At 63.3% G+C, this 20,057-nt stretch carries 13 protein-coding genes; 6 read left to right on the plus strand and 7 right to left on the minus strand.

All coding sequences use genetic code 11. The features are described 5' to 3' along the window. Positions 1–174 precede the first annotated feature (174 nt). The 7 genes from LCH64_RS08100 to cbiE form a co-directional block, all read right to left on the minus strand. The gene (locus LCH64_RS08100) at positions 175–2,295 is read right to left on the minus strand and encodes a TonB-dependent copper receptor (protein ID WP_226499927.1); all 2,121 of its coding nucleotides are present in this window, start codon (positions 2,293–2,295) and stop codon (positions 175–177) included. An 85-nt stretch (positions 2,296–2,380) separates the two neighbouring features. Beyond that, positions 2,381–2,827, minus strand: a complete 447-nt coding sequence (locus LCH64_RS08105) for a DUF2946 domain-containing protein (protein WP_201135913.1) — start codon at positions 2,825–2,827, stop codon at positions 2,381–2,383. 21 nt (positions 2,828–2,848) lie between these two features. Then, on the minus strand, positions 2,849–3,328 hold the full coding sequence (locus LCH64_RS08110; RefSeq protein ID WP_226499928.1) for a copper chaperone PCu(A)C: 480 nt from the start codon (positions 3,326–3,328) through the stop codon (positions 2,849–2,851). Positions 3,329–3,375: 47 nt separating this feature from the next. After that, positions 3,376–3,774 carry a DUF2946 domain-containing protein gene (locus tag LCH64_RS08115; RefSeq protein ID WP_003221242.1) on the minus strand — a complete coding sequence of 133 codons (399 nt, stop codon included), beginning with the start codon at positions 3,772–3,774 and terminating at the stop codon, positions 3,376–3,378. Between the two features lie 349 nt (positions 3,775–4,123). Beyond that, entirely contained in the window at positions 4,124–4,852 is a 729-nt protein-coding gene (locus tag LCH64_RS08120; RefSeq protein WP_226499929.1) for a cobalt-precorrin-6A reductase, read from the minus strand. Beyond that, entirely contained in the window at positions 4,849–5,946 is a 1,098-nt protein-coding gene (locus tag LCH64_RS08125) for a cobalt-precorrin-5B (C(1))-methyltransferase (RefSeq protein WP_103520960.1), read from the minus strand. The genes LCH64_RS08120 and LCH64_RS08125 overlap by 4 nt, the downstream gene beginning before the upstream one ends. Next, positions 5,939–7,150: a precorrin-6y C5,15-methyltransferase (decarboxylating) subunit CbiE gene (cbiE, locus tag LCH64_RS08130; RefSeq protein WP_226499930.1), complete on the minus strand. Its 1,212-nt coding sequence runs from the start codon at positions 7,148–7,150 to the stop codon at positions 5,939–5,941. The genes LCH64_RS08125 and cbiE overlap by 8 nt, the downstream gene beginning before the upstream one ends. A gap of 234 nt (positions 7,151–7,384) precedes the next feature. On the opposite strand from cbiE, the gene LCH64_RS08135 reads away from it, so the two are divergent. The 6 genes from LCH64_RS08135 to LCH64_RS08160 all read left to right on the plus strand — a co-directional run bounded on the left by LCH64_RS08135 (position 7,385) and on the right by LCH64_RS08160 (position 20,002). Then, positions 7,385–8,041: a hypothetical protein gene (locus LCH64_RS08135; protein WP_226499931.1), complete on the plus strand. Its 657-nt coding sequence runs from the start codon at positions 7,385–7,387 to the stop codon at positions 8,039–8,041. Positions 8,042–8,188: 147 nt separating this feature from the next. After that, positions 8,189–9,487: a precorrin-3B synthase gene (gene cobG, locus LCH64_RS08140; RefSeq protein ID WP_275948730.1), complete on the plus strand. Its 1,299-nt coding sequence runs from the start codon at positions 8,189–8,191 to the stop codon at positions 9,485–9,487. Beyond that, positions 9,480–10,106, plus strand: coding sequence for a precorrin-8X methylmutase (locus LCH64_RS08145; RefSeq protein WP_003221256.1), 627 nt, complete (start codon positions 9,480–9,482; stop codon positions 10,104–10,106). Before cobG ends, LCH64_RS08145 begins: the two co-directional genes overlap by 8 nt. Continuing rightward, positions 10,106–10,837: a precorrin-2 C(20)-methyltransferase gene (locus LCH64_RS08150; protein ID WP_226499984.1), complete on the plus strand. Its 732-nt coding sequence runs from the start codon at positions 10,106–10,108 to the stop codon at positions 10,835–10,837. The genes LCH64_RS08145 and LCH64_RS08150 overlap by 1 nt, the downstream gene beginning before the upstream one ends. Then, positions 10,837–12,537 (plus strand): precorrin-3B C(17)-methyltransferase, encoded by a 1,701-nt coding sequence (gene cobJ / locus LCH64_RS08155; protein WP_226499933.1) that lies wholly within the window; start codon positions 10,837–10,839, stop codon positions 12,535–12,537. The genes LCH64_RS08150 and cobJ overlap by 1 nt, the downstream gene beginning before the upstream one ends. A 406-nt stretch (positions 12,538–12,943) precedes the next feature. After that, a complete protein-coding gene (locus LCH64_RS08160; RefSeq protein WP_226499934.1) occupies positions 12,944–20,002 on the plus strand; it encodes a TcdA/TcdB pore-forming domain-containing protein in 7,059 nt (2,352 codons plus the stop codon). The last annotated feature ends 55 nt before the right edge of the window (positions 20,003–20,057 follow it).

Consider the following 20,057-nt stretch of genomic DNA (forward strand, 5'->3'; position numbering starts at 1 on the left):
GTGTGCTCCGCTTGGCTTGGATCTTTTCGTTGTTCTGTATGGGGAGTTTCACCACTGCACTCCTGTGGGAGCGGGCTTGCTCGCGAAAGCGTCGTGTCAGGCGCCACCCATGCTGGATGGACCGCCGTCTTCGCGAGCAAGCCCGCTCCCACAAGGGCAGGGCGTGCCGCTCGGTTAGAAACTCATATCGACCTTGGTCCAGAGCGTGCGCCCCGGCTCGTTAATCGCTTGCGGGTCGTTGGCCGGGTAGCCGAAACCGGCGTTACCGGCCAGGTTCAGGTGTTCGGCGTAAGCCTTGCCGAACAGGTTGTCGACGCCGGTGCTGACCTTCCAGTTCTTGTTGATCCGGTACGCGCCGTTGAGCGAGAACACGCCAAAGCCGCCGCTCTTGTCGTAGTCCTTGCCGACCACGTTGCCCTTGTTCTGGTCGATGCGGTTCTGCGCCGCGACCACACGCCACAGTGCTCCGGCGCTCCAGTTGTCTTCGCTGTAGGTCAGGCCGAAACGCGCATCCAGCGGCGGCATTTGTGGCAGGGCCTTGCCGTCGCTGCTGTTCTTGCCCCAGGCGTAAGCCAGCGTCGCATCGGCTTTCCAGTGCTCGGTGAGCTTGTACGCAGCACCAAGTTCACCACCCATGATTCGCGCGTCGATGTTCTCGGCACGGGAGCTGCTCATGCCCATCATCGTTGGCGTGTAGTCGAACAGGATGTAATCGCGCACCACACCGATGTAGCCCGAGGCCCAGGCTTCGAGTTCGGCGGTCTTGTAGTTCACGCCGAAGTCGAACTGAGTGGTCTTTTCCGGTTTGATCGAGTCGAACGCATTCAGCGAACCGACCGGGCCAGACGTCGCTGAAAACAGCTCCCAGTAATCCGGGAAGCGCTGCGCGTGGCCGAGGCCGGCGTAAAGCGTGGCCGGGCTGTCAGCCAGGTCATGCTCGTAACGTACGAAGCCACTTGGTAGGGTGTCGGCGCGGGTCTCGCCGGCGGTCGGGTTGGGGCTGCTCATCATTCCCGAACCGATGCTCTGTCGGTAATCCCTGGCCGAAGCGCGGTCGACCCGGGCGCCAGTGATCAGGCGATCACGGTCGGCGGCGTACCAGGTCATTTCGCTGAACACGCCATAGTTATGGAAATCGGCGTCCTTGGTGTAGGGCTGATCCTTGTAGGTGTCGATGCCCATGCCGCTGCGCTGGCGGTGCTCGTTGGTCTGCGCATCGAGGCCGGTGATCAGCTGGATGTCGGCCCAGCGCCAGGTCGCCTTGATCCGCGCGCCGAGGGTGCGACGGTCGACGTTGGAGGCTATGGGACCGGCCATCATCCCGGTGCCGGACGGCGTGCGCAGGGTGTAGTTGTCCATCACGTGGTCGGCGTAGTTGTAGTAGACCTGTGCTTCGAGCTTTTCCAACACATCAGTGATGTTGGATTTTTCGAAGCGCAGGCCGAGGCTTTCGCGCAGGAACTGCGAACCGTCCATGCCACGTCCGGCGTAGCGTGCTTCGCCGTCGCCCTTGCCGGCCGTCAGTTCGATCAGAGTGTCGGCGTCCGGGGTCCAGCCGACGGCGATGTCACCGTTCCACTTGTCGTAGCGCGACGGCACGGTGTCGTTGTTGCCGTCGCGATAGTCGTCGGAGTGCGCGGTGTTGCCGATCACTCGCACATAGCCCAAAGGCCCGCCGGCAGCAGCGTCGACAACCTTGTCGAAGCGTCCGTTGGAGCCGGCCAGCACGCTGGCATTCACCCGTGTGCCGAGCTCGCCGAAGCTTTCCGGTTCACGGTCGAACAGCACCGTGCCGGCCGAGGCACCCGGCCCCCAGAGCACGGTTTGCGGGCCTTTGATCACCGTGAGCTTGTCGTAGGTTTCCGGCGAGATGTAGGAGGTCGGCGCGTCCATGCGGCCGGGGCAGGCGCCGAGCAACATGCTGCCGTTGGTGAGAATGTTCAGCCGCGAACCGAACATCCCGCGCAGCACCGGATCACCGTTGGTGCCGCCGTTGCGCACCAGGGCGAAGCCGGGAATGGTCTTCAGGTAATCGCCGCCGTCACTGGCCGGCACCGGTTGGCGCGGGTCCTTGGGGTTGGTGACGATGGTCAGCGGCGAGCTCGGGGCGATCGCGGTGATCACCGTTGGACTCAGTTCTTCGTTGTGCCCGGCGTGGTCATCGGCCAACACCAGCGGGGACAGCAGGACGCCGCAAAGGACGGCGATGGCGTGCGAGAAACGAATGCGCGATTCGTTCAAGGCAAAGGACGCCCGAGCAGCGCTCAAACGTGGAACAGCAGAAAACCTGGACATGACAATTTCCATCAAACAGTCGTAAACGACACGGCCGGCAGCCTGAAGCTGTCTTCTCAACCGTGTGCAATCAAAGGTGCGGTGTTTACGCGGCGATGGGCGGGGCGCGGGTTCGGGCGCCGGGAAAGAAGGTCTGCCGGGCATGGCCCAGACGCGGGGAGGGTGGAGTGAAAGTGTTGACGTGGGCGATGCTGAACGTGGCGAAAGTGCCGCCACCGGTCAGCGCCGGGCAGTTGAACAGCAGGCTGCAATAACCGCATTTTTCCCACAGGGCGTGGTGCGAGGATTGCGGCGGACAGTGTTCGGCAGCCGGTTGTGCACCGTGCGTGGCGTGATCCATGCCCGGCATGGTCATCGACATGTCCATGGGCATCGCCATGGAAGTCGAGGCGTGCTGATCCATCGGCATCGACTGAGAAATCAGCGGGCCGATGAAGATCATCAACATGGCGAACAGGGCGATCCAGCTACCGCGGGTCAGAGTCTGGCTCTGGCGATGCAGGCGGGACGCCCCGGCGCGTTGCGGGCGCACGGGCGTGGTCAGCCGGATCGGTTACTGGGCGTGATCGTGTGCCTGGGTTTCTTGCGGAGGTTTCTTCTGCACCGCGACCTCGACGGTCACGTCACCGGCCTTCTCGAAGTGCAGGGTCAGCGGGAAGCGTTTGCCGTCGCTGAGCAGACTGCGGTCTTTCGGGTTGAGCAGCATCACGTGATAGGCCATCGGTGCGAACGTCACCGTGCCGCCGGCAGGAATCACCACGTCGGGCACCTGCTGCATTTTCATCAGGTCGCCCTGCATCACATGCTCGTGCAGTTGCGCTTCGGCGGTGATCGGCGAGTCGACGCTGAGCAGGCGGTCGTCGGTCTTGCCGGGATTGCTGATCACGAAATAAGCCGCGACGGTCGGCGCGTTGGGCGGCAGCTCCTGCGACCACGGGTGAGCGATTTCCAGCTCGCCGGCCTTGTATTCGTGGGCATGGGCGAAGTACGCAGGCAGCAACAGCGCAGCGATGACGATGAGTTTGTTCAACATGGCAGTTCTCCGGAACGATGTGAAACGCAGGTCAATTGCGAGACAGATCAGACCAGAGGCGAGGCGCGGGGATTGAGGCTCGGCCATTGCTGGCGCGGTGTCGGTGTTTGCAACGAGGGCGGCGCCACGCTGCGATTGCTTTCGTAGCGGGCGAAATACAGCTGCGGCGTATGGCCCGGCAACGCCACCAGCGGCGCGGAACCCGAGCAACACCAGCAATGCTGCATGTTGGAATGGCTGTCGTTGGACGGGGCTTTCTGCTCCGTGGTGCCGATGTTGATCGCCACCATCTTCGTCCCGCTGCCGGTGCAGAAACTGCTCCACAGCAACTGTTCGGCCGGTGAATTGGCCGCCTGCGCCATCGCCCCGGTCATCGGCATGGCGAGCATGTTGAACAGCACTGCGAAGCAGGCGATCCAGGCAAATGCGAGCCGGTGTCGGTTCATGGGACAGATCCGTTGGGTGGGCGATCAGGCGCGGCTATTTAGCCTGATCAGGGCCGATAAGTAAAAAGGCGTCGTGCGGTTTGGTGTCGCAGATCAATTGAAACAGAGTGTAGCGGTGGAAATTCGCAACGCCAGACTCATCCGCCGTTCCTGTAGGAGCTGACGAGTGGAACGAGGCTGCGATCTTTTGATCTGCTTTTTAACGTTCAGGATACGAGCTGTCAGGTCGCACGCCTTCGCGAGCAAGCCCGCTCCCACAGGATCCCTGGCATACACAAACTATGCAGTCGCCGCCGACCACTGTGGGAGCGGGCTTGCCCGCGAAGGCGTACTCGAGATCTGCGCTTGGTTAAAGTCGAGTGAAGGAGGCAAGGGCAGCGAGGACTTCAGCCGTCGTCACAAACTCCCGATCAACTCCCGGCAACACCGGCCGTTTCAACACCATCACCGGCACTCCCAACTCCCGCGCCACTTCCAGTTTCGGCTCGGTCGCGGTGCTGCCGCTGTTCTTGCTGATCAGCACATCGATCTGCCGGCGTTCGAACAGTGCGCGTTCTTCCTCAAGCAGAAATGGCCCACGGGCGCCGATGACTTCGCAGCGTTCGTTACCGGGGTAGACGTCGAGGGCGCGCAGGGTCCAGAACTGGTTGGCGGGGATTTCGTCGAGGTGTTGCAGCGGTTCGCGGCCGAGGGTGAACAGCGGGCGGCGGAACGGTTTGAGGGCTTCGCTCAGTTCGGCCCAGTCGCTGACCTCGCGCCAGTCGTCGCCGGCCTGTGCCTGCCACGCGGGGCGGCGCAAGGCCCAGCAGGGGATGCCGGACAGTTGCGCGGCGCGGGCGGCGTTGTGGCTGATTTGTGCGGCGTAGGGGTGAGTGGCGTCGAGCAGCAGGTCGATGCCTTCAGCGCCAATGAACTGCGCCAGACCTTCGGCCCCGCCGTAGCCGCCGACCCGCACCTGGCAGCTCAGATCAGTCGGCACCCGGCCCACGCCCGCCAGGCTGTAAATGTGTTCTGGCCCCAGCGTGCGGGCGATGGCCAGCGCTTCGGTGACGCCACCGAGCAACAGAATACGTTTCATGCAAAACCTCCGGCATGGCCGACGATGCCGCCCTGACGATCAATCGCAAACACCTCGACCTGCACCTGCGCCGGCACCACGCTGCGGGCGAAATTCAGCGCGTGGCGACAGACCTCATCGCCGAGGGCAATACCCGCCGCGCTGGCCATCGCCAAGGCCTGCTGACTGGTGTTCGCTTCACGAATGCTCTGCTGCAACGCCTGATCAGCGCCAATCGCCGCCGCCCATTCAGCCAGTTGCGGCAGGTCGATACTCGAATGCCGCGAGTGCAGATCCATGTGCCCGGCCGCCAGTTTGCTGATCTTGCCAAAGCCGCCGCACAGGCTGAGTTTATCCACCGGCACTTTGCGCAGATGCTTGAGCACCGCGCCGACAAAGTCGCCCATTTCGATCAGGGCGATTTCCGGCAGGTCGTAGACCCGGCGCATGGTGTCTTCGCTGGCGTTGCCGGTGCACGCGGCGATGTGCAGATAGCCGTTGGTTTTCGCCACGTCGATGCCCTGATGGATCGAGGCGATGTACGCCGCGCAGGAAAACGGCCGGACGATGCCGCTGGTGCCGAGGATCGACAGGCCGCCAAGAATGCCCAGGCGCGGGTTCATGGTTTTCAGCGCCAGCGCTTCGCCTCCCTCGACATTGACGGTGATCTCGAAACCGCCGCCATAACCGCTTTCGGCGGCGAGCAGGCTCAGGTGATCGCTGATCATCTTGCGCGGCACCGGGTTGATCGCCGGCTCACCGACGCCGAGCACCAATCCCGGCCGGGTCACGGTGCCGACGCCTGCGCCCGCGATGAAGCGAATCCCCGGCTCGGCCAGCAGCCGCACTTGCGAATAGAGCAGCGCACCGTGCGTTACGTCCGGGTCGTCGCCCGCGTCCTTGATCGTCCCGGCCTCGGCGCCGTCGGCGGTCAAACGGCAGAACTCCAGGCGCATCTGCACTTGCTTGCCTTTGGGCAAAACGATCTGCACTGCATCCGCCGACGTGCCGCCAAGCAGCAGGCGTGCCGCGGCGAGGCTGGTGGCGGTGGCACAGCTGCCGGTGGTCAGGCCGCTGCGCAGGGGCGCGGGTTGTTCGGCGGTTTCGTCACGCATCGAGGGGTTTGACCAGGTCCAGCAGGGTGATCGGCAGCGCCTGACGCCAGGTGTCGAACTCGCCCAGCGGTTGCGCCTGGGCGACATGGATACGGGTCAGTTCGCCGCCGTGGCGTTCGCGCCAGTTCATCAGGGTGACTTCGCTTTGCAGGGTCACGGCGTTGGCCACCAGTCGGCCACCGGGCTTGAGTTGATCCCAGCAGGTTTCAAACACGCCTTCACGGGTCACGCCGCCGCCGATGAAGATCGCGTCGGGTCGCTCCAGCCCGGCAAGTGCCTGCGGCGCACGGCCACGCACCAATTGCAGACCGGGTACGCCCAGCGCGTCGCGGTTGTGTTCGATCAAGGCCTGTCGGCCTGCGTCCGCCTCGATGGCGATGGCGCGACAGCTTGGATGCGCGCGCATCCATTCGATGCCGATCGAACCGCAACCGCCGCCGACATCCCACAGCAGTTCGCCGGCGATCGGCGCAAGGCGGGCGAGGGTGATGGCGCGGATATCGCGTTTGGTCAGTTGGCCGTCGTGCTGGAATGCCGAGTCGGGCAGTCCGGCCAGACGCGACAGACGCGGTGCCAGCGCATCGGCCAGGCATTCGATGGCGATCACATTCAGATCGGCAATCGTTGGGTCATTCCAGTCATTGGCAGTACCGTCGATGCGCCGCTCGGCGTCGCCGCCCATGTGCTCCAGAACGCTCAGGCGACTGCCACCAAAACCGCGCTCACGCAGCAGCGCCGCGACTGCCGCCGGACTTTGTCGGTCATTGCTCAGCAACAACAGGCGCACCCCGCTGAACAGGTGCGCATTGAGTGCCGCCAGCGGCCGCGCGACCAGCGACAGTGTCACGACATCCTGCAACGGCCAGCCGAGGCGGGCGGCGGCCAGCGAACAGGACGATGGCGCTGGCAGGATCAGCATCTCGGCGCTCGGCACGTGGCGCGCAAGGCTGGCGCCGACGCCATAGAACATTGGATCACCGCTGGCCAGCACGCACACGGCTGCGCTGCGCTGCTCCAGTACTGGCGCGAGAGAAAACGGACTCGGCCACAGTTCGCGTTCGCCGCGTATGCACACCGGCAGCAAGTCCAGTTGCCGCTGGCCGCCGATGATCCGCGAGGCGCTCATAAGGGCGCGCCGGGCGTTTTTGCCCAGGCCCTTGAAGCCGTCTTCACCGATTCCCACAACCGTCAGCCAGGGTGTCATGCCGTTCCTTAATTCAGGGTAGATCTTCAAGGGCGGCATGATAACGCGGCTGCCGGCATCTGACGCGGGTCTGTCGTCGCGGCGCGTTGAGAGCGGCACGGAAACTTGATGTTGAGCAAAAGTACTTTTTTCAACGAGTGTTTTTGTTAGTTTGGTTCAAGTCAGCATTTGTGAGTAAGTCTGGCGCCATAAAGCCTATAACTTTAAATCAATGCCAAGTTGGCAGGAGATGATATGGATATCAGTTCCAGTACACGTTCAAATCAGAATAATGCAATGGCCGTTAACAATATGTTATTCACCGGCCTGGAAGGTCGGGCCGAGGCCGATAACAACTTTGTGAAGAACTGCATTTATCTCGCGCAGATCAAGGCGGACAGTGTTTATAACAGCAACACTCAGCCGGCGCAGTGGTTCGATTATTTTGCCGGGGTCCTCTGGTCGTACGACTGGGTCCCTGAGGAGCAACCGGCGGTGCTGGTCCGGACGGAGTTTTCGGGAAGTGTGCAGGATGCATGGCGGCGGTTGGCAGCCCCCTTGCTCGCGCGCTCTCAATTAGAGCAGGTTGAAGCAGGGCTGAAAGCGCTGGAAAAAGATGCAGCACTGCTACAAAGGTTTACCGCCCTGAGTGGCAAAACCTTCACCTCGCATATTTTGCCGGTCAGCCAGAACGCCAGCGGCGAACTGGTCGTGGTGCTTAGCCATATCCGCTTTATCAAGTTGGTATTGAGTACCAACTATCTGTTCTGGCAGGTTCATCAGCCGATGTCGCAACTGGACATCCGCGCGAGAAAACTGGTGATCACGCGCCGGGCGATGGATGCCAGACGGGCAAGCGTGGAGCAAGCCATTCGCAAGAGTGCGTCCAGATTTGAGGAATACGAGCTCTGAGGCAGCGCCAGGCGGCGAGATTTGCAGCCTGGCTGCAGTTTCCGACCGGCAGGCATTTTCATGCGCTTGGGCAAAGCAGGCATAATGGCGACCTTTCGCCCACCACAGCGCTGCCAGCCAGCCGGTCATCCCTTGAACGAACGCCCTATGTCCACCGCTTTACGCCCCTCGGCTTGCCCGGGGTTGCTGCGTATTGTCCAGGCGCTGGACGGCGGCATCTGCCGGATCAAGCTCAATGGCGGCTCGATCAGCGCCGATCAGGCTGACGCGGTGGCCGATGCCGCCGAGCGTTTCGCCAGTGGCGCGATCGAGGCGACCAACCGCGCCAATCTGCAGATTCGCGGCATTGGTGAGCAGTCCGCGGCATTGATCGAAAGCTTGCTGACCGCCGGCCTGGGGCCGCAAACCGCTGCGGGCGACGATGTGCGCAACCTGATGCTCAGCCCGAGTGCCGGCATCGATCGGCAACTGCAATTCGACACTCGGCCACTGGCGGAGCAGATTCTGGCGACCCTGCAAACGCATCCCCGTTTTCACGAGTTGAGCGCCAAGTTTGCCGTGCAACTGGACGGCGGAGAGGCATTGGCGATGCTCGAACATCCGCATGATCTGTGGCTGTCGGCGTTCGAACGTGACGGTGAAATGCTCCTGGCGTTCGGTCTGGCTGGCTGCCCGACGGATCGTGCGGTCGGCGCCGTGACCGTGGAAAACGGCCATGCGCTGGTGGTCGCGGTGCTGGAATTGTTCCTTGAACTGGCTCGGCCGGAGCAGACGCGCATGCGCCACTTGCTCGATGAATGGCCGACGCTGGCCTTTCTCGAACAGTTGCGCGAACGCGTGGCGATCAAAGCCGCCATTGCCCGACAGCGCACGCCGCTGGCGGATGCGCTGCACATCGGTGTGCACGCGCAAAACGCTGACGACCGGGTGTATATCGGCGCGGTGCCGGCGCTCGGCCGTCTCGATCCGGCCATGCTGCGTGGTGCGGCCCGATTGGCCCGTGAGTTCGGTGATGGCAGCCTGCGTTTCACCCCTTGGCAAAGTCTGCTGTTGCCGAACGTGAAGTCCACCGACGCTGCGCAAGTCCTGCAACACCTGGCGCAATTGCACTGGCTGACGGAGGCCGGCGAGCCGTTGTCCCGGCTGATCGCCTGCACCGGCTCCAGCGGCTGCGGCAAAGGCCTGGCCGATACCAAACACGACGCCCGGCGGCTGGCGACGCTATTGCCACAGGCGCAGAGCGTGCACCTGTCCGGTTGCCCGCGCTCTTGCGCCGCGGCCCATCGCACACCGGCGACTTTGCTGGCGGTCAGCCCCGGTCACTACGACCTCTATTTTCGCGATGCAACGCTGCCGGGTTTCGGCACGCTGCACGCACGCAACCTTACTATTGAAGCGGCCGCGATCCTGCTCGACGCCCGCTCACGGAGCCCCCTTGATGCTTGATTACATCCGCGACGGTCAGGAGATCTATCGCAACTCCTTCGCGATCATTCGCAGCGAGGCCAATTTGGCGCGCATCCCGGCCGATCTGGAAAAACTCGCGGTGCGGGTGATCCACGCCTGCGGCATGGTCGAGGCAGTCGATGGTCTGCAGTTCTCCGAGGGCGCCGGCAAGGCCGGACGCGATGCGCTGGCGGCCGGTGCGCCGATTCTCTGTGATGCGCGGATGGTGTCCGAAGGCGTGACCCGTGCGCGTTTGCCGGCGAACAACCCAGTGATCTGCACCCTGCGCGACGACAGCGTGCCGGAGCTGGCCCGCGAGTTGGGCAACACCCGTTCGGCGGCCGCGCTGGAGCTGTGGCGTCCGCACCTGGAAGGCAGCGTGGTGGTGATCGGCAACGCGCCGACCGCACTGTTCTATCTGCTGGAAATGCTCGATGCCGGCGCACCGAAACCGGCACTGATCCTTGGTTTCCCGGTGGGCTTCGTCGGCGCCGCCGAATCGAAAGCGGCCCTGGCGGCGGACAGTCGTGGCGTACCGTTCGTGATCATGCAGGGCCGGCTCGGCGGCAGCGCCATGGCCGCCGCAGCGGTGAACGCCCTCGCCACGGAGATCGAATGATGCAGGCCAAGGGACGTCTGATCGGCCTCGGCGTGGGCCCCGGTGATCCGGAACTGATCACCGTCAAAGCCCTGCGCCTGCTGCGCGAATCGCCGGTGGTGGCGTACTTCGTTGCCAAGGGCAAGAAGGGCAATGCGTTCGGCATCATCGAAGCGCACCTGCAGGACGCGCAGAATCTGCTGCCGCTGGTATACCCGGTGACCACCGAAGTGCTGCCGGCGCCGCTGTCTTATGAACAAGTGATCAGCGACTTCTACGATGACGCCGCCGAAGAAGTCGCGGCGCATCTGGACGCCGGGCGCGACGTTGCGGTGATCTGTGAAGGCGACCCGTTCTTCTACGGTTCCTACATGTATCTGCATGATCGGTTGTCCACGCGCTACGACGCCGAAGTGGTGCCGGGCGTGTGCTCGATGCTCGGCGGCGCCTCGGTGCTCGGTGCGCCGCTGGTGTATCGCAACCAGAGCCTGTCGGTGCTCTCCGGCGTGTTGCCGCATGAGGATCTGAAGCGACGTCTGGCCGACGCCGATGCGGCGGTGATCATGAAGCTGGGGCGCAACTTTCCCAAAGTTCGTACGGTACTCGAAGAACTCGGTCTGGCCGAGCGGGCGCTGTACGTCGAACGCGCGACCATGGCCAATCAGAAAATCGTGCCGCTGGATCAGGTCGAGCCGATGTCCTCGCCGTACTTCTCGCTGATCATCGTCCCGGGCGAACGGTGGCAAGGTTGATGACGCCATCCACACCGGCCATTGTCATCCTTGGACAGGGCGCACTCGCCACCGCGCGACGGATCCAGCAGCTGTATCCGACGGCGCAGATCCACGGCCTCGCCGGACGCGTCGACGGCGCCGACTGCAGCTATCAGGAATTCGGCGCGACCCTGCGTGAGCTGTACCAGCAGGACACGCCGATCATTGCCTTGTGCGCTGCCGGCATTGTCATTCGCACCCTGGCGCCGTTGCTGCTGGAGAAGGGCGCTGAACCGGCAGTACTCGCCGTTGCCGAAGATGGCAGCGCCGTGGTGCCGCTGCTCGGCGGCCTCGGCGGGGTGAATGTCATGGCCCGTGAAATCGGCGCCGCATTGCAGGTCGCAGCGGCGATCACCACCAGTGGCGAATTGCGTTTTGGCACCTGCCTGCTCAATCCACCCAGCGGATATGCGCTGGCGGATCTGGAGCTGGGCAAGCGTTTCGTTTCCGATCTGCTGGCCGGGCACAGCGTGCGTATCGAAGGTGCGGCGCCGTGGCTGGATCAGGCGCAGCTGCCGCAAGACCCGCAGGCGCAGCGCTCGATTCATGTCGGCAGTGCCGAGCGTGTCGCCAGCGCCAACGAGTTGCTGATCTATCCGCGTAGCGTGGCGGTGGCCGTGAGCGCGCAGCTAGACGATCTGCCGAATGCTGTCCGCGCCGCGTTGCAGCAGGCCAGGGTTGCGCAGCAGTCGCTGGCCTGTCTGCTGGCGGCTGACACTGAAATGGCCTCGGCCAGACTGCGTGAAGCGGCCCTCGAACTGGGTGTGCCGCTGCGCTTTGTCGCCGCGCAAAAAGACCTCGGCGAGCTCGCTCGTCAGGCACTGCCACAGGCCACGATCAGCGGTGCCAACGGCCTGGCGATTGCCCTCGCCGAGCAACCGCTGGACGTCGCGCAGATCGGTCGTCAGCGTGGGCGCCTGGCGGTGATCGGCCTCGGCCCCGGCGCTGCCGAATTGATGGTGCCTGCGGTCAAGGCGGAACTGGCGCGGGCCACCGATGTGCTCGGCTACGAAACCTACGTGCGCATGGCCGGCCCGTTTCGCGACGATCAGGTGCAGCATTGCACCGACAACCGCGAAGAAATGCAGCGCGCCCGCCACGCGTTCCGACTGGCAGCCGAGGGCCGTTCGGTGATCGTCGTCTCGTCCGGCGACCCCGGCGTGTTCGCCATGGCCGCAGCGGTGCTTGAAGCGTTGCACGAGTCGAGCGATCCGGCCTGGCACAGCGTCGAACTGGAAATCCTGCCGGGGGTGTCCGCCTCGCTCGCCACAGCTGCGCAAGCGGGTGCGCCGCTGGGGCATGACTTCTGCGTGATGTCGCTGTCGGACAACCTCAAGCCGTGGTCGATCATCGAGAAGCGTCTGGATCTGGCGTCCGCAGCCGATCTGGCCCTGGCCTTCTACAACCCGATCTCCCGGGCGCGTCCGTGGCAACTGGGCCGGGCCCTGGAAATCGTCGCGCAGCATCGCAGCGCGGCGACGCCAGTGGTGTTGGGGCGCGACATTGGCCGGCCGGGGCAAACCCTGCGCGTGACCACGCTGGGGCAACTGACCCCCGATCAGGTGGACATGCGCACCATGGTGTTGATCGGTTCCTCGACCACTTGCACCTTTGCCAAAGCGGACGGTGGCGAGTGGGTCTACACGCCGCGTTGGTACGGCGAAAAGCCGCAGTCGTGAGTGCTGGCGAGGGAGCGTGCTCCCTCGCCATAGCCGATGTCCCGCGTGGATTCTGCGAAACGCTCCGCGTCTGACTTTTCAACCTGACTTGTACGATTTGCTCCGCGTCTGCGTGAGAGCTTTCCTGTTACTTACATTCTGTCCGACTTATCCTGAATCCTCTAAGACCTGTACCAAAGTTCAAACCGAGGTAATGACGGGACTTGGTAAGTTGCGTTGATTCATAACGGGGTTACCAGCAATAACTTGTTGCTGTTACAGGTGTTGCCAGTTGTTTTTTAGTTGTCTGTTTTGACATGTATTGAATGTTTTGCAGTTTGAGCCCTTATTCGCCAGTGGTTAGTTTGGCGGGCATGGAAAGTGCCAGCAGGCACACATGTCGGCTCAGGGCAAAGGAGAAACTTTCATGCAGGATCAGAGACTTCAAGACGCCAGTGGTTATGTGAATTTCATCAACCTGTTCAAACAGGCGGATCTGGAACAGGCCCTGTTGGCGCACCGCGACAGTGACACCTGGCAGTCAGTCTGGCGTTATTACTTTGCGTGCATTGGTCTGCTCGATTCGCCCCGATTGATCGAACCCCTGGCATTGCTCAAACAATCGCTGGGGCAGTTGCTCGGGCTGTCGCGCGTGCGCCGCGATGCCGACGACGCGCCAGCACGGCCCCAAGACTTATCGCAGATCTACAGCCGCATCGAGGCCTTCGAAACCCGCCTGAAAAACAGCCAGTCCTATGCCAGGAGCGTGGCCACTGAGGTACCGAAAAATCTGCACTTTGTCTGGCTCGGCGGGGGGCTGGGCCCGATACAGCGGGATTATCTCAACGTATGGAAACAGGTCTTGAGCGGGCAGGGCTATCGCCTGCATCTGTGGTACGACAGTGACGCGTTGCTGGCCTGGCAAACCGACAGATTGATCGTTGAGGCCGCCAAGGCTGACGCCATGCAACAGGGTGGCAATCACAGCATTTCCGCAGCGGCTCTGGGCACGTTGTACGAAGAACGCGTGATCGTTCTCAAGCAACAGATGTTCATGCACATCCAGGCAGCGCTCGAGCAGGGGCTGTCAGCGGATGAAGCGCGGGTCGACCTGTTGGCCCGGGCCTACGGCCAGGACGCCGCAGATCTGGAGACGCGGATCGAACAAAACCGTCGCAGTCTGCTGGATCTCGCGGGCGGCGATCTGCAGTTGCGCGACCTGCATGACCTCGACACGCCACTGCAATTGCAGACGATCTACGAGCGCGAGACCCGGTTGCGCGGCAATCTGGCCGCCGCCTCTGATGTGGTGCGGGTCGAGGCCTTGTATAACGAGGGCGGCGCCTATGCCGATGTCGACAATCTGCCGCCGCTGGCCCGGCGCCTGGGGGGCGTCGACATCAGTGGGTTCGGCGGCGATGCGCGTCTGGGCGTCCTGCAACTGTTGCTTGATCACAACCCGCACTGGATGCCTGGACGGCAGACCCGGCGTGACACCTACACTGACTACCTGGACCGCATACCCGCCGAGCATCGCCCCGCGCTTGAGGCCTTTGCCCGGCAACAGCCCGCGCTGAACGAAGTGTTCCAGGCCCCGGCGCAGCTGCTGGCGCGGCCACAGGCCTTGCGAGCCGTTGCCGTACAGAACACATTGAGCAACTCATTCCTGACGGCCCATGCGCAAGCGCCGATGCTCAACAGTGTGATCGAGCGGTTTCGGTTCAACTATGAGTCGATCGACGAAACGGCCCGCCTTGCTGCCAAGCGTGGCGTCGCCTTGAGCGATTTTGACGGCATGACCGGGCTGGCGCGCGAAGTGCTCGAGCAGGCCTTCGGCCCTCTGGCCGAACTGTCGATGACCGAAGACGTGGCGGCCAGCTTTCTGATGCTGGCCATCGCGGGCTACTTCAGTGACGGCATCCGCCCGCAGAGCGAGGGGACGATTTATCTGACCGGACCGGCGGCGATGCGCGATGGCATGGCCGATTACGAACGGCAGCACTTTGTCCCGCGAGAAGCGGAAACCCTGCGCCTGGAGGCGGCCATCGAGCCACTCTGGATAATCAACGACAAGACCGAGGAAGAACAGGATCACTCTTGGAAAGACAACGCCAACGACGATGAACAATGGGTTGTCGACGAGCAGCAACGCTGGCGGCAAGGGCAATACAGCGCGCGCTACAACGGTGATGTGGCGGCCCTGCTGAAACAGCAGACCGTGCTGTTTGAAGAGGGATGGCCGGTCATCGAAGGCCGACCGGTGTTGTTGACGGATGTTCTGCAACGGATGATCGACAGGCTCGGCGAACCGTTCGTGGCCGCAATGCGCCGAGGCCATAATGGCGCGCTGGATTTTCCTGCGGGCCCGGGGCTCGATTTCGCCGACCGCCAGGCCATCAAGGCGCAGCCTGCAATGCTGCAAGCGCCGGTGGCGCTGAGCGACGAGCGGGTTCAGGGGCTGGCGCTGGATGAATTGCTGAGCAGTATCGCCGAAGGCTCGCTGCAGTTTTTCCAGGTCAGTGCCTTGCAGCGGGTGCTGTTGGGGCAACTGTTGGGCGCGGGCTCACTGGACAATCAAAGCTTCATGGCGGTCGCTGCCGAACTCGACAACCTGGCCAACCGTGTTGCCGAAGTGGGGGCGTCGGTGCGCTACGCGGCCATCGAGCGTCATCTTTATCAACAGCGGGCGACGGCGTTCATGGCCGGTCTGGCCAGTCATGTCGATCAGCCGATGCTGTCGTCGGACAGCGCGCTGACGCTGAAGCGCGCGGCGCTGTCGCAGGCTCACACGCTGTTGCAGTGGGGGCGGCATGTCGGGCATATCCAGGAAGTGGCCACTCGCGAGCATCGTGAGCAGGTGATCCTGCGATTGGGGCAGGTGCTGGGGCAAATCGAGGCCAGCGACATCAAGCTGGTGCCTCAGGATCTGTTGCTCAAGGGCCCGGGTGATCCCGGTGGCCGCTGTTACCCGCTTGCGCTGATCATGAGTGCTGCGCTGGAGCAGGGTGTTGCCGCATCGCGGCGCTTGCGCGAGCGTTTTTTCCTGGCGACTGTCGAGCCGCACCAGAGCGATTCGAAGGTGTTTCTGGAGGCACTCGAGGAGTTGCAAAGCGTGCAATTGCACGACATCGGCCAGCCCCTGGGGCGTGTCGATCTGCAGCAGCTCGGCAGCACCCTTGAAGCCTACGGCAGCTCGCGCACGCTGATGCTCAACTCGGACAATCACGCCATGCTGCTGGCGAAAACCTTCGACGGCGAACGCGTCACTTATCACTTCTACGATCCCAACTTCGGCGTGTTCGAGTTCAGTGATCCGGCCTTGTTCCGGCAGGCGCTGACCGACCTGTTTCTGAAGCAAGGCCTGGCGAAATACTATGCGGCCTATGGTGACGAGGCGCGCCCGACGTTTGATCTGATCGAGTTGCACGGGCAAAAGATCTCGGCTCTGCAGCTGTCCGCAGGCTTTCGCGTCGGGCAATTGCTGGCGTCCGACAGTGTGCTGCCGGAGCATTCAGGTGGACGGATTCGCCAGCGCCTGAACAGTGCGCGCGGCCAGTCGCTGGTCAGCAATCCGCCTCTGGGGCGCAGTCTGCGCGATCTGGACAGTCATTGGTGGGGACAGCAGATCGCCCACACGACCGACGCCTTGCAGGCGCTGCACAGCTTGGCAAAACCGCTGGTGCCGCTGTTCGAAACCCTTGAGATAACCGCCGATGGCAAATACCGGATCAACCTGATCGACCCGGTGCAGAGCGAGCAGGTGGTGCAGGTGGTCAGCACCGATCATCGTCTGCTGCGGATCAGGCGTTATCTGTCCGAGCAGTTCGTGACCCTCGGCACCCGGCCCGCGCCGGAGTTGATCGAGGCCGGCGCCGTGCACACCCTCAATAGTGGGTTCACGATCCAGGCATTGATGAACGCCTTGCGCGGTCGCGAGGGCGACGGCCGCACATTGACCACTGCCGTGCGGCTGCACGCGTACGTCAATTACGCGCAACTGGCGCACGGCAATGTCGCGGATGTCGCGGGTCTGATCGCTCTGCTCAGAACCGCGCTCAAGGAGGAGAAGGTCATTGCCCGCACCTGCGCACCGGTGGTTGGCGAGGCGCTGGGGCATGTCGCCAACGAAGGGGTGGGAGCGGTGCTGGGGCTGGCGAATGTCGGCTTCGACATCTATCAATTGGCGGCGGCGGACAACGAGCTCGAGCGGGCGCAGTTTGGCACGCAACTGGCATTCGACTCCGCCAGTCTGGCATTGACCGCTGGTGGTCTGGGTGCGGCCACTGCGGGTGCGGCGACGGCCGCTGCCGTGCTCGGCGGCGCCGGGGTGATCCTCGGTGGACTGGCCGTGGGCGTCGCGGCCCTGGCCCAGGGCTTTGCCAGAATTGCGCAACAGGCGCAGGACGTCGGGCTGTTTTTCGACGATCTGGAGCGGGCCTATCGCGGTGTCGGATATCGCCATGATGCTGCGCAGGGGGGCTGGGTCGTGCACCCTGCGCTGGTCGTGCAACGTCTCGATTTCAGCCGCGCCAGCCTGCTGCTCGGCAGCCCGAAGGTGTATCGGTTGCGCGACCATTTCGGGGTGCCGGATTTCAATCCGGATGAGCAACAGGCGCTCGATCTGCGCCGCGAACTGGGGCTTCCCGGTCACCTCAATGTCGAGCTGCCGAGTGGGCAACTGGTCGTCCTGCCGTGTACGCCGATCACGTTCTACGGCTACGAATACAAGGCCTTGCCGTTCTCGAGTCTGCGCCACGACACGGGCTTCGATACCGCTCGCAGGCTGGAAAAAAAGGATAAGGACGGCCAGTGGAAATTCCTCTTTTCGTTCTACTCCTTTCCCACCCACTACATCGTGAATCGCCTGGCACCGTCGTATCGGCCAACGGTGATCGAGGTGCAGCTGGACGCCCGCGAGCGTGCGCTGGCAGTGCCGATGGTCCCGACAGCCTGGCACGATCACCTGACTTACCGGATTGAAGGGGCGGGCGCTGCGTGCTCGCTGATCCTCAATCGCGGCGTCAGTATCGAGTTGCAGGCGCCCAGCCTGCAGCTGTGCCAGTGGAGCCTGGTGGCAACCTGGGCGACCGAGGCGGATGTGCAGGTCGAAGTCGGTGGGGGGCTTTCTGTCGGCGGCGTCAAGGTGACGTTCACCGGCAGGGGGCGCCACGAGGTCATGCTTCAGCTGACAGGGCGCCAACGGTTCAAGGTCAATCGCGCTGGCGGACGACTGGATATTCTCGAGCAGAGCGCACCTTCCGGTGAGAACGAGCAATCGCTGCTTCTGCATTACCAGGGGCTGGCCCGGGAGCATCGGCTGGGGTTGCCCTACACGCCGGTTCAGCATTTCCCGATTCCGTTTGAGCCCGAGGACCAGCCGCGCTACACCACGGCCTGGTACGACGCTGCAGAGAATCGTTTTCTGTACATCCGCAGCGCAGAGGTGCTGGCCGCGGATGAAGCGTTGCTGGCGGTGGTGGTGAATGATTTTGCCTATTTCTACGAAGCGCAGAACTACGACATCTGGCAGGTCGATGCGGTCAGCGGATTGCTCAAATACCGTTACCGCCTGCTGGTGCTGGCCGGTGAATGCCACGTGCGACGCATTGATGCCGATGCCCAAGGCGTGATCCATGTCGAGCAGCAATGGGTCGGCGCTGACGGGAAAGTCACGCAGTTCAATTACCTGATCCATGATGGTCGGTTGCAACTGGTGGCGGTGATCCACGAGCTGGACCGGGAGCTGGGTCGCCAGGTGTTTGCCCAGCCGATCCTCGCGCAGTGGTCGGTGGTGTTTGGCGAGTATGGGGAGCTTTCGCCGGTGCCCGAGCGTGCCGGGGTCACCACGGTCGACTGGCAACCGGCGGACTACGTATCCGTCTGCTGGCTGTTCGATACGCACAAGCGTGACCTGGTGTGGATCCGCAGTCGTGACCGCTTGTGCATTCATCCCTATGCCCCGTATCCGCACACCCGGGGCTGGGCCGATTCGATCAGGCAGCTCGGCGACCTGGTGCTCCTGCCGCTCAGCGATGAACACGATCTGTTTTGCATTTACGACCGGCTGGCGCAGAAGTTGTGCCGGGTGCAACGGACCACGTCCGCCGGCAGCGAACGCTGGCCGGCGCAGTGGACGCATCAGTGGGTGCAGCCCGCCGGGCTCAAGGACGTAGTGGCGGTTGAGGGTGGGTACCTGGCGCTGACCGACGACGGGCTGTTTTTCAACCTGAGCGCCCAGGGTGAAGCGTTGCTTGGGGGCACTACTGAGCGTTGGCTCAAGGATCGGGCGCAGTGGTGGCAGGCACTGCAAGCGCTGGCGACGCAGTATCCGATCAACAGTTTTGCCATTCTCGGTGTGCGCAATGCCGGCGGTGAGCACAACCTGTGTGCCTGGTCTGTGGATAACCGCTTGCTGTTGTGCGATCCGGGCCATGAGCGCGAGATGCGCCTGCTCGGTATCACCCCGGACAATCAGGCAGCGTGGCTGTTCGACGTTGCCAGCGGCGCGATCTGCAGGCAGGTGTTCTTTGACCATCTGCTGCTTGAGCAGGCCTTCGGCAGCGGCGCACAACTGTTGTCGGCCGCCCTGCTGCCGGCGCCGCAGGCCGAGTGGGAGGACTGGCGATTCAGCCGTGTGACCGGTGATGGCGGCGGGCTGCGCGGGACTACGGTCAACGGCGTGTCACTCCTGTTGCGGTCTGAGGAAGCGGAGCGAATCATTGGCGTCGAACAGCGCTGGGTCCGCGAGCACGGCGAACAATGGCTGGCTGCACTGCAGGGCTTGCTCGAGACCGCCGAGCATGAGCCGTTCATCGCCGTGGAATCCGGCTCCGGCAGCCTGCAATGGTACGACGTGGCGAATGCGCGGTTGATCCGCGTGGCGGACCAGAATCTGCCACAGGATTGCGAATTGCTCGGCACTCGCCACCGCCATGTGTTGTTGCACGAGCGCCAGGCGCAGCGGGTGGTTGTCTACCCTGGCCACCAGAGTATCGGCCCTTTCGAGTATGTGCAGCGTGACGCCGAGGTCTTGGTGGTCGAGGCGCAGAACAAGGTCGAGGACCTGTTGCCGCTGATTGCCGATGACGTGCGCTGCCTGGTTCTGCGCTTGGGGCAGGGTGATGTGACCTGTCACCTGTCGAAGGCCTGCTGGTTGCGTCTGGATTCGGTGATCGTCGATTGCCGCCACCGTCTGGGCGAGGTGCCGGCGATTCCCGGCAAGTTGATCTGGCAGCTGGATGCGCCGCAGCAACTGCAACTGTCGCAGGTCGGGGAGCATTTGCTCATCGTCGACCCGGACCGCCAGCACAGCCTGATCCTGCGTGATGTGTGTTCGAGTGATCCGGCGATGCGTGGCGAGGTGTTCCTCGGATTCGAGGGCGGTCGCTCCTATCCGGTGTCGAGCCTGGTGCAGTGGCTGCGTGACCGCGCAGACGCCGACGGCAGTGTCACACTTGAACGATTGCTCGACGCCGTGCCGGCGTGACGCACCGCTGTAACTGAAAAGGCCTGCGCAGCTCACTGCGCAGGCCTTTTTACCG

The sequence above is a fragment of the Pseudomonas sp. MWU16-30322 genome (assembly GCF_020515535.1).
In the GTDB taxonomy this organism is placed as follows: domain Bacteria; phylum Pseudomonadota; class Gammaproteobacteria; order Pseudomonadales; family Pseudomonadaceae; genus Aquipseudomonas; species Aquipseudomonas fluorescens_H.